The organism is Paenibacillus sp. FSL H8-0260 (assembly GCF_045040625.1).
GTDB lineage: Bacteria > Bacillota > Bacilli > Paenibacillales > Paenibacillaceae > Paenibacillus_AQ > Paenibacillus_AQ odorifer.
Window position 1 is genome coordinate 5,140,661 of the sequence record NZ_CP150298.1, and the last position, 15,537, is coordinate 5,156,197.

Below are 15,537 nucleotides of genomic sequence, written 5' to 3' on the forward strand. Positions count from 1 at the left end.
ATTCTCCTCTTATAATAACTCCTAGCTCGAAGAGATGGGTTTGTTTTTTATCAAACCTTGTTTGTTTTTATTCAATTTCTCAAAAAAAGAAGACGAGCCCCTGATTGGGACTCGTCTGTGGCTACTTTATGGATGTAGAATAAGCTGGGCTAACGCCGCAAGATCCACAATATCCAAAAGACCATCTTTATTCAGATCATAAATCTGATATCGGATCCAATCCGTATGTGCGGAGCTTATACCGTAATGAGCGGACAGAATAGCCAAATCACCGATACTTGCTGGATTGGCCGAGCTCAAGAAAGTTGCCAGCGCCGCATCCAGATCAATGATTGCCTGCTCCACAGAAACCTTAGTTACGTTCGGATTATTCACGACCTGCATAGCTTTACCGATTGCATTATTAAGCTCATTCACTACCGTCTTCGTATATTGCCCCCATTTACTGCCAATAGTGGCGTAATCGGATGTTGCTTGTGCTATAGCAATCTTTAATGCCAGAGCCGATTTGTCCGAGGCGCCGTCTAACCCATCCATAGCCAACTGCAAGTTCGAGGCAGCTGCATTCACCTGATTCTGTGTAGCTTGCGATCCAGCAAGAATCACTTTCGCAGAGGTTAGATAGGTTTGCAAGATTAACCAAGTGGATGGATTGTATTGATCTGCCGTAAGGCTCTTCGCTACATCAACCCTGCTGGCCAGGACCGTTTTGTCTATCATGATCTTCATGCCATAGATCGTATTAGATAGCTTTGATACCGTTTCGCTCCCATCGGCAATCAAAACGGGGTGCAAATGAAGATAGGCCGTCGTATCGCCGGCATAGTTCAGGTTTGATGAATGCCAGAGCATTTTGAGCATGTCTCCGCTTGGAAGGATACCAGCTCCAGTGCTTGCGAGCTTGATTGTGATTTTTCCATTCACCTCATCCTTATCGACGGATTCCACTCCCCATTCATCCGCTAAGCATTCTACCGAATCGTAAAGAATTAGGTCCGGGTCATATTCAAACGTCAACTCTTGACCATAAACAACAGTGCTGACACTTTCTGTAACGTAATCATTATTTAAGCCATAAACCAAACCAAATTGTTGGCCGGCAAACGTTGTTCCTTCTCCCATAACCGTAGCATAGGGAAGACTTAAGGAGGGAGCATTTACAATCGCGCTGACCTCGTTAGAGTTATCGCTCTCACCTCCAACATTAACTGCCGTAATCACATAATAATAATTACCAGCAGTAAGATCGGCATTGTCCAAATAAGTGCTGTCCGTGACATTGGAGGCAATGGTTACATACCCCTCTGAGCTATTTACGCTTCGCTTCACTGCATAATAATCAGCTCCGGCAACCTCATCCCAGCGTAGCAAGATTTCGGCCCTACCCGTAGTTGCACTTACGTTTGCGGGTGCTTTAGGAATCTGAATGGAACCCGGATTAGAGACCGTAATAACTGAAGGACTTATGCCTGAATCCAAGTGAAACGGTATCCCCGCCTGCGAAAAATCCGTATCCTGCAATAGGATATTACTAGCGAATCCCTTCAAATGGATAAAGGTGCTTGTGCCAGGCGGACAAAGAACGTCATTCAATAAAATATCGGCTGCATTGTTCATGGTATAGAGGGTTCCGTTCGCCGGAACGATCTGAACATGATTGAATTGAATATCAGTCGTATTACTGGACACGAATCCAGTTTGAGTCGACATTTTTACATTGGTCAACTCCACATTACGCAGAGGCACATTGGCCAGTGCATCGATGGACACTGCTTCCGAAGCTCCGTCCACCGTAACGTTACGAATGTGGATATTTTTAACCTCTGGAACCCGGTTATCGACTCCCAGCTGTGCATTATCCACTGCTTCGCTGTGCCCCGTATAGAAATCATTAATGGATAATGCCGTATAACCAATATTCTGCATATGGAGACCATCGATATAGATATTCTCAATAGGACCACCACCACCAACAAAGCTTTTAATATTGATCCCATTATCCGTTCCGATATATTGATTGTTGCGAACCGCAAGGTTATGAATGCCTCCGGATGTGTTACTTCCGATAGACAATCCGCCATGGCCACGAAAAACAATGTTGTCGGCAATTACGACTTCGGACAAAGCGTTTGTCGGACTCGGGTCATAGCTGGCCTTCATCCCGATTCCATCATCTCCGGCATTCACCGTGTTGTGATATAAAACAACATTCTGAGAAGAAGTGACATCAAGACCGTCTCCGTTCTGGTACCAAGCGTCGTTATTGACCGTTGAATTACGGATCACCAGATTCCGAATCTTCGTAAAGCTAGTCGCAAATTGTGGTGAATTCATAAAGGTAGGTCCATCGACTAACACATTGCTGCTATTATAGATGTCGACCATGATAGGACGATATACCCCAACAGCTTGTTGAGACGGATACCAAACACTGCCGTTATCGGTCAACACTCCGCCCAAGGACAACAGATAATTCCACTGCGTGGTTGTGACCTTGCCCTTCTTCACATAACGCCAATATTGCCCATTGCCATCGATAACACCTTTTCCTGTGATCGCGATGTTGCTGAGCCCCGATGCCGCCAGCATCGGTTGATATTTTGCATTCACCAAATTGAAGTCATCATAGTCGGGACTAAATTGAATGAGTGCACCAGCCTCTACATGCAGATCAATATTACTTGCCATTTGGATACTTCCTGTCAGCCATACACCAGCAGGTACGACGACACGCCCTCCACCTGCCAGTGTAGCCGCCTCAATTGCCTTTGCGAATGCCGCCGTATTTTTGGTTATACCATCTCCAACAGCGCCATAATCTTCAATATTAAAATCTACGTTTGGAAATGTTGGAAGCGTAATCGCTGGCATATCGAATGGCAGATCTTTTTGATACGTTTGCAAGTCATCCCCGCCCGTTACAACCCCCACGGAATCCGCGGATTTGACGCTAACCTTCGCAGTCGCCTTTACATCGGTGCCCGTTACAGTTCCCTGCACAGTGAAGTTCCCCACAGATGCATACTTAGCTGGATCGATTGAACTCCACACGACAGCCAATGCTTTCTCCGATCCATCCGTAAATTGAACGGGAACGATGCTTGGCAAAAATGGAGCTACCCCCTCAAGGCTATAAAGCTCCAGTGTCGGTATGTTCGATAGGGTCTGTCCCGGCAGCATGGTGGAATTCACAACTTCTATGGCTAACAGAATTTTAGTACCGGAAGCGAAAGTGAAAGTTAGTGTATTTTTTCCAATCGGCAACTGAGACAAGAAGACATCACGAAGAGTATAAATACTTCCATTGGCAGTGTAATCGGTCCCCTTATTCAGTGCATGGGTTCCGAGCATAATTCCCGTCATTGTGTCTCCCGAACGTTTAACGGATACAGACAGATCCGCTTGATTCACATGATTACGATCAAATTTCACCGGAGCTGAAGACAAAGATACTTCAGTTGAATAGACGCTCTCTCCATTGGCATTCACAGCAGTTACTACATAATAAAAAGGAGCTCCTGTGTTCACAACCATATCCGAATATTGAACCTTATCTTTCACTCCCTCCGTCAAGCGGAGCCAATTCAAGTTGTAGCTCCCCGTTACGGAATAAAGGCGTAAAGTTTGATTCCCAGCGGGAAGATTGACATTCACACTGACCGTTGTCCAGCTCTGCCAATCACCGGTTTGCGGAATATCTACGGTGCTCAGCACGCTGCCATTCCCACTCTTTAATTGAAGCTGTTTACCGCTGTCCGGAGCAGAGACGCGCAGATCCAAGGTGTAGAATCCACCCGCAGGAACCTGTATCGCGTAATTCATCCAATCTCCCGGATCGATATAACTGACATTTAGACCTCCGCCTTCATCACTCGTATTCTGAGTTTTGACACCGTACATCGCTGTCCAATCCTCACCTTGGATCGTTGCCAGCGGGGAAGTGGATGACGGAATCAGATCGGATGCAATCGGCAAGTAAGGACCACCCGCTTCGCTTCCGCGATAGACACGATAAGAACTTGCTCCTTCAACCGTGTTCCACGACAGAGCTACGGGAGAATCGCCTAATGTCGCATCAACACCGCTCGGGAAAGTCACACTCAGTCCGGTTGGAGAAGCAGGCTGCTGTTCATTCTGTTCATGCCCAGGAAGCGTGCCGAACAGCGTAGGATCCCACCCATCCGCTCCTTTCAGCACATTCTGAACGGTGTATTGATTGGCTTCGTCAGATGTCAATTGGCTCGACCAGCGATAGCGGCCCTTCGCATTGGCACCTGGTCCCGAAGAGTTGTATTCACCATACCGCGCCGTCGATTCGTTAGAAGGATTTCCCCAATTATCCCAACCTACTGCTTTGATATGCGCATCCATCCAGGTATTAATGTACTTCACGTTGGCGTTAGCTCTCCAAGGTCTACCCAGATCTAGCGAACCGTTAGTAGCAGCCAGCTTAGTGCCGATATCCCATTCCGGTCTCCAAGGATCATGAGTCACCGATTCCTTCAAAGAAGAAGTACCGCGGGTCAATCGCGAGTTCATGAAAACATAGCCAAACTCAGCTTTCTCATCCGTAGAGGCTGCCGTCATATGACCGCCAAAGCCACCAACGAACTTAATCTCCGAATCGTAGAAATAAGCCGCAGCATTCCCAAAGATCCAGTCGACGTCCCCTTCAATTATGCATCGGTTAAAGTACTGTCGCCCGCCGTTTGCATACAAGGTATCTTGGAACCCTGCCAGATAAACGTTCGTAAAAATTGCTCTGTCGCCCGTTACGTTAAGTGCGACTGCGGGACCTACATTTCCCCTCTCAAACGAAGTATTGCGAATCGTCATATTTTCTGCCGTAAAGTCGCTGGCAGAAACTAACAACGTGTGGCTGTTTCCAGTACCTATTCCGGAATTAGCATAATCGTCATAGGTCAAAATCGTTCCGTCTCTGCTTTCACCAACTAAACTAACTAATGGCTTAGAATTCGGAACGGCTACCTTTTCATGATAGATACCGTCTTGGATATAGATCACCCGCCGGGTCGAATTCCCAGTTGGAATCGAATTCAGAGCATCCGTAACGGTCGTATAATCTCCCGTTCCATCCTTCGCAACTACAATTACTTTAGCTGGAGTGGCGATTTGGATCAGGCTATCTGCTCCCGAGCCCCTCGCATTAACAGCAGATACAACATAATAATAGGTCACACCGTTTGTTATGCTGTTGTCCAGATAGTTTGTTTGGGTTACGCTAGCGATCGTTGTAAAGGGTCCCGCCAACGAAGCCGCCCGTTTAACGAGGTATGAATCAGCCTCAGCAACCTCGGTCCACTGCAAGTTAACCTTGCTAACTCCCGCTTGTGCTGTTACTTCATTCGGCGAAGAAGGTACCCCCTGCTGGAAATGAACCGGAGATACGCGTGCTTGATCGGAATTCATACTTTCCGTCTGAGCACTTAAGGCAGATACAACATAATAATAATTCGTTCCGTTGTGTACGGTGCTATCAGTAAATTCCGGAGCGGTCAGGTTGCTAGCCACGACCGAATACGTTCTCCCCGATATTACACTTCGCTTCACTGAATACGAGGAGGCTCCCGGCACAGGGTTCCATGTTATATCCACGCGGGCATCACCAGGAACAGCAATCAATCCAGTTGGTTTCGCTAAAGGGGCAACTGGAGAAATCTTAGCGGAGACCGAATTTTCGCTTAAGCCACCCGCATTTTGAGCTTGAACGGTGTATTCATATACCGTTCCGTCAGTCAATCCGGCGTCGTTATATTGGGTTTCCGTCAAATCCGACGCGATGACCGAATACTTAGCCCCTCCGTCATCCCTTCTGAGCAAATGGTATTGCTCCGTACCTTCGACAGACTCCCATTTCAGGGTCACTTGGCTGTCCCTTGCTATTCCCGTCAACCCTGTCGGAGCAGCTGGTATGTCAGGTAGCAGAATTGGCGTGATGGCTACTTCCTTGGAATTTGGGCTTTCACCGGAATCGGTTACTGCACTGACGACATAATAATAGGTTTTATCGTTCATCAATTTGCTATCTACATACCGGTTGGAATCCATGTTCTTAATCAGCTCGTAGGGCCCGCCAGTTGTTTCGCTACGCTTCACATTATACGAAATCGCTCTGGTAACCACCGGCCAATTAAGCATCGCTTGTGTATCACCAGCCTTGCCGGTTACTCCTGTCGGGGTCGAGGCTGATAATACATCAGTGAACATCAGCCAGTTAATATTGAAGTTGCCGGTATTCGTCGTGATGCGCAGGGTTTGCGGACCCGCACTCAGATTTGCCGACACGCTTATGGTCGTCCATTTTTGCCAACCGGTCGTATTTGGCACATAAACCGCTGCCAGAACAGTTCCTCTGCTATCTTGCAATTGAAGCTCCTTATCTGAATACTTCGTAGCAAGACGAAAATCTACGGTGTAGATTCCTGCGGAAGCCACATTTACCTTGTATTCCAGCCAATCTCCGGCTTCAATATTGCCCACATCTAAACCGGCTCCAGTATCCGTGGTTGCCTCGTTCTGAACCCCTTGCATGCTGTCCCAGTTCTCGGCTTCAAGCTTGCCCGGAATCGGCTTGCCATTCTTCGCCCAATACGCCACCGCAATTGAAGGTTTCAGCCCTTCCTCCGAGGTGTGTGCTTGTATACACTGATATTCCAGATCATTATAGATGACCCAATCGTTGATCGTATAAGTGGTATTCGCCTGCCAGCTGGCAGCAGCGGCCGCAGCGGTTCGCGGAGAATAACCATATAAAAGACTCATTATCATCGCCACGATTATGGCTATAGCCGTTACTTTTCGGCTTATGGTGTCTTCTTGCCCCCAGGGTGCGGTCCTGTTCATATCTTCTTCCTCCTTAGAATAGAAGTGCACGAATACTATCAGAGGTTATATATGTTGTACATTAACACAGCTGCTTCCGCTCGTGTCGTCGTAGACTTAGGCTCGATTTGGCGGCCATTCCCGTGAATCAAACCCGCTTTCACTAGACTTGCGACAGATTCAGACGCATAGGAAGAAATCTTCGCAACATCGCTGAACGGTTGAAGCACGGATGTATCTCCACCTGTAACCTGTTGACCTGACGCCTTCAAGGCTCTGGCGGTTAGGACCATCATGTCCTCACGGGTGATTGGCTCAAGCGGTTTGAACAGGTTGTCTCCTGAGCCTTCCGCAATGCCAAGTGCCCGAGCAATGCCAACGGCCTCGTAATAATAAGCTTGGGATGGGACGTCCGCGAAGGTATCTCCAGCTTTTCCGCTCAGTTCTAGCGTCCTAACGAGCAATACCAAAAAGTCGGCTCTAGTAACAGCTTGAGATGGGCGGAATTCTGTATCGGACACACCACTAATAATTCCCTTGGAAGCCATAACCTCGATCGGATTTTTAGCCCAAGCCACAGACTCAAGATCCTTAAAGGATTTATTCGTATAACCAATTGCATACATGCTGAAATGTGTAGTCTTAAAGCTGACGCGACCGGACTTCGCATCATATCTACCACTAGGAACCGAAGTAAGTTTCCCTTGACTGTCTACATACCACACAACGATATGCTCTGGATTAAGCAGCTCTTGTGCAGTAGGAACGTAGGGGATGCTGACTGTGACCGGAGCTTGGCGATTATCCCAGGTTATGGTCTTGCCACCCGACGTTAAAGTTAATTGTATGACGGGATGGTTGCCGATTTGGTTTTGCACGAACGGCTGCAAGGATTTAGGATCAACACTTGTGATATGAAGACTTATTTGTTCATTGGAGGTAACCCCAGCTTGCAGCATATTATCAGGGAGAGTGAGGTTAGCCAGTGGTGTTACAATTTCAATTTCCGCCTTTTTGACATCATTGGATATAGCCGAAGTTGGAATCGTCTGAACGTACTCTTTTGCCCCGGGCTTCGACTCGACTTCAATGATTACTTTTTTTACTCCTTTGTCGTTGGCGGTAGTTTGGTTAAGAGCTTTCTGCAGTGATTCTAGATCCACGGTTGATTGAACCGATTGTGCAGCTGCGTCATAACGAATCACCGGTTTGATCGTAGAACCGTTGACATTACTCGGAGTTGTAGGCTGGATCGAACTGCCGTTTCCTCCCGCTCCGTTATTACTATTGTTGCTGTTGTTTCCATTGTTACCGTTATTGCCGTTGTTTCCGTTGTTGTCATCGATACTAACAATATGCGCGATCGCCGATGCATCAGGGGTGTAGTTAACCGCAGCCAGCTGCGAATCTACTAACTTCACACGGGATAGAACGATTTTGACATCGCCACTCTCAAGCGCTTTGAAAGTAACTGTGGCCAGTTTCAGATCTCCGTTCTTGCCAGATTTCTCTTCAAGCTCTGTATGCGCTAGCCGCACGCCGTTATTCGTCAATAGGGCGTCAATGTTGAAGCCGCCCTCGCCTGCTGTGTAACTCACGAACTCCAGCTTTGAGCGATCATAGGTCAGATTCAACTCGTACGCGTACAAATCCGTCATTAGGTTCGCTGCAATCTCAACAGTAAAGGTACTGTTGAGGGTAGGACTTTCTTTTGATAACACAGTTTGGAAGTTGGGTTCACTACTAGCCTGCGTTACCACAGGTCTCGCTAGAAAAAAGACAAGGAGCATAAGCATCGCGATTCTGAGTTTAGCCATTTCGATTCATCCACCCTTTCAATAGCAAGATAGGAGAGAGCGCCGCTGCCGTTGAGTCAGCGCCCTCCAGATTTAGCAAACTTAATTTGAAGTGATTTTACGGGCCATTCCAGCCAGATCGACGATGTCGATCTGCTGGTCTTTATTCAGATCATACCTACTTACCTCACTCCAACCGTTATCACTTGAAGTGATGCCATATTTGGAGCTCAGAAGAAGAAGATCATCCATGCTGGCCTCGAGATTCATCGCTGTAGCGAGCTTTTGAAGTGCAGTAGACAAATCTTGAGCCGCTAGATTCACTTCCTCTTGTGTAGCATCGCTGTCGTTTAAGACAACGGTTGCGTTCGCAATGGCATCCTTAAAGATAGCAATAGCTGACTGCGAATATTGCCCCCAAAGTGTACCCATCGATGCCGACGCCAAAGTGCTGGCGGCTTCGTGAAGGATAGACTGGAGTGCTGTTCTAATGACATCTCCCGAACCTGTATCAGTCACAGTAATGTTAACCTGATAAGCAGTGCCTTCCACAGAAGATTCATTACCTTCGCCATCGCTCATAATAATGCGGGTCGCTTCTAATGAAGCAACCGTCGCTTCCGTTACATCTTTTGCAGTGAAGTGAAGTTGAAGAATTCTCGGCAAATCGCCGCTCATGCCAACCCCTGGGGTTGTGCTTGCCATGAGAATCCGTGTTTGTCCCTCATTATCAAAGGAATCGATGACACGAATTCCATCCAGCAAGGATTCCGCTGCCACGAACTGAATTTGCTCAGGATCGTAGTTCAGCGTCAAATCCAAGCCATATACATCACTTGTAACACGAGACATGCCATATACGACTTCAAAGGACTGCCCCTTCTCCACAGAGCCCGGTCCGGTTAAAAAACTTCCCGATCGAACAGTAACTTTGGCTTCGGCCTTTAACTCCGTGCCATAGACAGCGCCCGTAACTGTAAATCGCCCTTCTACCGCATATAACTCAGGGTTGATAGCTTCCCAAACGACAGGCACTTGCTTCACTGTTTCATCTGCATAAACAGCGCCTACAACTGTTGGCAAAATAGGAGCCACACCTACTGGTGTCTCAACATGAACTGGCAGAAGCGATTCGATTGGATTGTCGGAAGCGAGCTGGGTAGGATCCCAATCCTCTCTCCCGTTGATCGCACTCGTTGCGCTGAAAATACTGTGCAATGTATACGCTTCGGCTTCCGTGTCCGTTAATTGATGGGTCCAGTTCATTCTAGCCTGCGGATTTGCTCCCGGACCAAAGCTTTGATATTCACCGTAATATGCGGTTGCTTCGTTTTTTGAATTGCCGAAGTTGTTCCAGCCACTTGGAGCAATGTGATCTCCCATATAGCTGTTCAGATATACAGTCTTCGCATATGGACGCCATGGTCTTCCCAAATCAACAGCGGATATAGACGAAAGCAACGCTTCGCCGGTCACTTTGCTGTTCAGGAATACATAGCCATACTCCTGTCCCTCAGGAGTGGAAGCTGCCGTCACATGCCCAGCCAATCTGGAATGAATCTCGCTGTTATCAAAAACAGCAATACCCGGACCAAAGATAAAGTCTACCGAACCCGAGATGAAACAATCCTTGAAGTAGGAACGATAGGATTGAATGGTTGCATTATTGGCATAGTTGTTAGGATCCGCGTTATCGGTCAGATTGCGGGTTAACAGTGTATCCTGATAACCGATGATGTTGCAATTTTCGAAAAAAGCTTTATCCGCATATACGTCGACGGCAACGGATTGACCTGCTCCGGAGCCCGAGGAATTAATGACCGTTAGATCCTTGGCATAGAAATCATGGCCTTTAATCATGAGCGTATAATCCGTATAAGTGCCCAAACCTAACGAGGTACCATCCGGGGCCGTTTTTTTCGGATTATCATCGTAGGTGAGAATCGTTCCATCCTTGCTCTCACCCATTAAAGAGATGTAAGGCTTGGTATCTGGAATAAGAACTTTCTCATAATACAAACCGTTTTTCACAAAAATAATGATGCGATTGCGGTTCTGGTCCGGGACTGCATCGACAGCAGCTTGGATACTTTTATAATCCCCGCTTCCATCTGCGGCAACGACGATAACCTTCGCGTCTGGAGCGATATCAGACAGAACATATACATGCGCAGTAACCGGTAGGTCCGACCCTTGTACCGTACCCATAACCTTGAACCCGTCAATATTTGTATCCGCATACAAGTCTGGAGAGATGGGTTCCCAGGACACTGGCAGAGATTTGGTCATTTGATCATTGAAGATCGCCGTTACGTGATCTGGCAAACTCGGTGCGATGCCCTTCGCAGTTGTCGCGATGACAGGCCGATAACCGGTCATGCCAGCCGAAACCACTTCCACTTGAATTTCAGCTCTTGCTGAATATCCCGTTACTGTACCCTGTAAAGTGAATGCTCCTATCTGCTGATATTCAGACGCCGGAACTAAATCCCAGATTACCGGAGCATAACTTACCGCTCCATCCTCTCTCAAAATCGGCATCTGATTCGGCAGATTAGGCTTCGTGCCTAATGCGGTCGTTACCTGTAAGGACTTATAGCCAACAACTGTTTCTTGTCCTGTTATGGTGATTGGCATCAATCCGATAATCGCTGTTCCGTCATTCATCGTCGCTGCGACGATGACTTTACCATTGCTATTAGCGGTCAGTACTCCATTATCGTCGATAGTAGCCACATCTGTAGGGGTCAGATCACTATTATAGACAGCCCATGTAACCTGCGAAGTTTCTCCCGTAGTTTTGGTGGCACTAAAGGTTAAACGCCCTCCTTTATCGGAGATTGAATTCGTCGAACCTGAGTGTGTTAGCTGGATTCCATAACCGCTGGTAGCTTCCTCAGAAGCACTAATGTACAGATTATCCAAGTAAACTTGAGATGCCACTGTCGTATTATTATTAGGCCCTATGGATTTGAAGGTGCTAATATCCGCCATCGCCAGGGTTGAATCATAGAATGGCTGTTTGCTTAACACCTTCGTTCCGTTGTAATAAACATCCACAAGCTTGTTTGGAAAATCTACCACAGTCTTGACTGTAAACCACTTATCAAGCGGGATCGCAGGAATGATGATAGGAGATGTTTTTCCGTTGATGACATAACTTAATGCTCCCGAATTCTCAGTGTTTAACCAGACGGCTACTTTACCATTCGATCCGAGCAGCTGAAATACCCGATTATTCGAGGTAGGTTTGTTCGCATAAGTACCGTTCGGCACACCGTTCGTTAAGTTGGGAGGGGCCGGGAACTTCATATGCACTTCTGCCGATAAGGTTCCCGTCTGCGAACCAAAACCACGGGATACACTTACATAACCGCTATCCTGGTCATTAAGGAAAATACTGTTCGGATTCAAATCTCCGTCCGCCGCAATAGTGATCAGACCCGGGGCATAGCTCGAAGCACTCCAATATCCGCCCGGCGTATCCCCGGCTTTATATTCAGTGAAATCCTCGTGAACCGGGAAGGCTTTATCAGTTACGACCACACCATCCTGAACGATATTCGCACTGTTCGTAGCGCTAATTCCTTTGGGCAAGCTGCTATTGGTGAAAAAGATATTCTCCGTGTAGGCTAATTGAGCTTTAGCAAAAGCACAATTAATGAACTGCAAATTCTTCAAAGCGTTATCAGCTGTTGAAGTGGAGGCTGCCCCTGTCAACGAAATAATGTTATCCGTTCCAGAGATATCGTTGTTCCGCAGGTTGGTAAACCGGAAATTACTCATGTCCGGTGGGTAAATATCAGGAACAGGAAGCTTGTCATAGTTGGAATTCAGATCAATCTTGTTGATAAGCGAATCCCTCACTTGAATGTTCCGAATGTAGCCGCCCCGGGATGTGCTTGTTTTGATCTTAAAGCCCGGTGCCACAGTGTTCGACTTGACGTCGAGGGGAATCAGATTGCAGTCTTCCACGTAGATGTCGCTTATTCCGCCAGACATCTCGCTTCCGATAACGACCCCGCCGTGTCCACCACTAAAGGTATCTCCGCGATAATAAATAAATCTGGAGGGTCTGCCGATATCCCGGCCTTCTTGATTGATCCCGGATTTAATTGCACTGCCGTCGTCCCCGGTTTGAAAGGTAGAATTCAAAATGTAAACGCTCTCGGAAGAATTCGGATTAAAGCCGTCTCCATTATGTTGCGTGGTGTTAATATCGAGGTTATAGGCGGTGATGTCTTTGCTGTATACAGGTACTACGGTCCACATCATTCCATTGCGGATTTTCAATCCATCGATATAGACATTGTGTGCGTTATTAAAAGATAGCAGATGTCCACCACCGTAGGTTGTTCCAACTTCAACCTTGTCGTTATCGTATTCCTCACGCAGCTTCAAGCCGCTCTCCTCGTCACCAATTGTTCCGGGTCCAAGGAATGTAATATCAGTTACACTATAATCATCGTACTTGTCATGATCCATAACTCCGGCGTTAAATAAACTTTGATAAGCCTCGGGTTCCTCAATACTGTGTCTGGCCGTTACGAACGGCAAGAAGTCAGCCTTGTGTGAACTAGGCATCACTTGAGCCCCTGCATCTACAAATACAGTCATATTGCTGTGCAGGAACAATCCGCCAGTCACATACTTCCCGGGTGGAAAGTATAAAGTGTCTCCTGGAGTAACTGCGTCAATCGCGGTTTGAATTGCCACGGTATCCAATGTGTTGCCATCTCCGGATGCTCCATAATCCTTAACATTAAACCTGATGCCCGTCTTTTTAGTTGTGATTTGGACCGTATTGCTATCTAAAGATTCGTTGCCAGATGTATCCTGGGCTCGTACCGTGTAGGTATATGTCCTCTCTGGAGTTAATCCTAAAAACTTATAGTAAGTTTTGTCCGTCGAACCAACCCGGGTTCCATCACTGTCATAAATATTGTACTTAGTAATGTTGGAATAAAATAGAGGTTTCTCCCATGCTAACACTACGGTTGTATCCGTATTAGAGGCAGGTGCCATTCGTAAATCCGTCGGGGAGTAAATATTAGCCGATAAGGAATCATTAATGTTCGCAGCGGCATAAGCCGTGTTGGTTTCTCCGGCAAAGGCGATTTCAGGTACGATCGGGATGAGCAATAAAGCGCATAATGCAATAAGGACACTCTTAATTCTTTTCATAACTTACCTCCTGTTCATTTGCAGGTGATGAAAACGCTGTCAATTAGTGGCATTAATCATTAGGGAGTTGTCATTCAAAAGACAGGCGGCCCAAGTATCATCAAGAGCCCGCCTGCTGAGATTATTTATTGTTCGGGGATATTAACTGTTTTATTTCGAAGAGTCAAAACTTGCTTTTTCTTTTTCAAGCTGCTTTGCCCATTCATCCAATAGTTCTTTGGCACTCATCTTTTTGGCCATTACCTTCTGGATCATAGGCTCCATATTCGTCTGAACCTTGTTATAGCCCGGCAGATAAACGGGATTATCGGTAAACTTCGTGTCCGGTGAGCTCATCAGGTCTGCGCCCGTCTTCACGTAAGGCACGTTTACAATCCAATCAGCATCCAATGCATCAAGATAAGTCGGAATTTCGCCATAGAGCTCTCCGTACTCACTATCATTGTGCGTTACGAAATACGTCATGAATTCCCATGCTGCTTCCTTATTCTCGGAGTTCTTTGTCATCATCATCACCGATGGTGTAACGCCGGGGTGAACGCGATAGCCTTTGGCACCCATAGGGAATGGAACAGCTGTAAACTTGGTTAAATCGTCATTGAATGCTTTACTGTGAGCGCTTGCGGAACCAAGGTTATGGAAAATCATACCTACCTTGCCGGACTGGAACGAAGCAGCCAATTCCGTCCAACCTTTGTTCAAGTCATCTTCAGGTGTATTGACATTATAACCGCTCAAGTATTTCTCCAGAAACTCTACATTCAGTGGATCGTTGATCGTGGCTTTGCCTTCTGGCGTGAAATAGTTCGTAATTCCCGAGTATGAGTACATAAGATATTCCAGCGAGGTAGCACTTCCGGCTCCACCCCGTATAGAGTATCCGTAACGATCCTTGGACTTGTCAGTCAACTTCTGTGCGTTGTCAAAGAATTGATCCCATGTGTCCGGATTCGGTAGATTTGATTCCTTCAGCCAATCCGAACGAATCCATTCCATCCAAGGCAGAACGCCATAAGGCAATCCATATAACTTCTTGTCAACCGGATCCGCTGCTCTCATTGAGGTAACCGAACCCGTTGTGATCTTGTCCTTTCCTTCCCAGCTATCGAAATAAGAATCGATTGGCTCAAGCACATCGCGTGCAATAAAGTCGGACGTAAAGTTATTGATCAGGTCCGGCCCTTGTCCAGCAGCAATAGCGACATTCAGCTTTTGTATATAACCGTTCAAATCTCCAGGCACGCCCAAGTATTCGATTTTAATATTCGGATGCTCAGCCATGAACTCCTTCGTAACTTTTTGCCAGAATACATCACGGTCCGGCGTAGTAGCCGCAGCCCAGAACGTAAGCGTTGTCTTCTTGCCGGAATCTTTCGTTTCAGTACCACTGTCGCTAGTCGAGCTGCTTGGCTGGGGACTGGCATTCGACGAGTTGTTGTTATTGTTACTGCTTCCGCAACCACTTAACACGCCTCCAGCCAACATGACCGAAGCCATGACAAGTGCCCAGCTTTTTTTTCTTTTGAACATGGTGTTGAACCCCCTCAAAATTCGTCGCTCAGTTGACGAACACCGGTTATTCGTCATGTGTTTAGTTTAACTTTCGTCCTTCTCATTTTACATAAGATTCTTTTCACACTTTGTTTGGATTTTTTAAAATCATACAAAAAAAAGCCCCGATTGATTGCCTCGGGACTTTTTTCGCTTTATTTTC

General features: G+C 46.8%; 4 protein-coding genes. All 4 read right to left on the reverse strand.

What is annotated here, in order from left to right:
- Positions 1 to 126: 126 nt before the first annotated feature.
- A complete protein-coding gene (locus MHI51_RS22945; protein WP_405173291.1) occupies positions 127 to 6,864 on the reverse strand; it encodes a pectinesterase family protein in 6,738 nt (2,245 codons plus the stop codon).
- Positions 6,865 to 6,902: 38 nt separating this feature from the next.
- Complete coding sequence (locus MHI51_RS22950) at positions 6,903 to 8,660, reverse strand: S-layer homology domain-containing protein (protein ID WP_405173292.1); 1,758 nt, start codon at positions 8,658 to 8,660, stop codon at positions 6,903 to 6,905.
- Positions 8,661 to 8,741: 81 nt separating this feature from the next.
- Entirely contained in the window at positions 8,742 to 13,823 is a 5,082-nt protein-coding gene (locus tag MHI51_RS22955; RefSeq protein WP_341003478.1) for a pectinesterase family protein, read from the reverse strand.
- Positions 13,824 to 13,973: 150 nt separating this feature from the next.
- Positions 13,974 to 15,353 (reverse strand): sugar ABC transporter substrate-binding protein, encoded by a 1,380-nt coding sequence (locus MHI51_RS22960; RefSeq protein ID WP_076128897.1) that lies wholly within the window; start codon positions 15,351 to 15,353, stop codon positions 13,974 to 13,976.
- Between the last annotated feature and the right edge of the window lie 184 nt (positions 15,354 to 15,537).

Coding starts and splice junctions, on each gene's coding strand:
- MHI51_RS22945 (WP_405173291.1), bottom strand. CDS start 6,864: ATGAACAGGACCGCACCCTGGGGGCAAGAAGACACCATAAGCCGAAAA.
- MHI51_RS22955 (WP_341003478.1), bottom strand. CDS start 13,823: ATGAAAAGAATTAAGAGTGTCCTTATTGCATTATGCGCTTTATTGCTC.
- MHI51_RS22960 (WP_076128897.1), bottom strand. CDS start 15,353: ATGTTCAAAAGAAAAAAAAGCTGGGCACTTGTCATGGCTTCGGTCATG.
- MHI51_RS22950 (WP_405173292.1), bottom strand. CDS start 8,660: ATGGCTAAACTCAGAATCGCGATGCTTATGCTCCTTGTCTTTTTTCTA.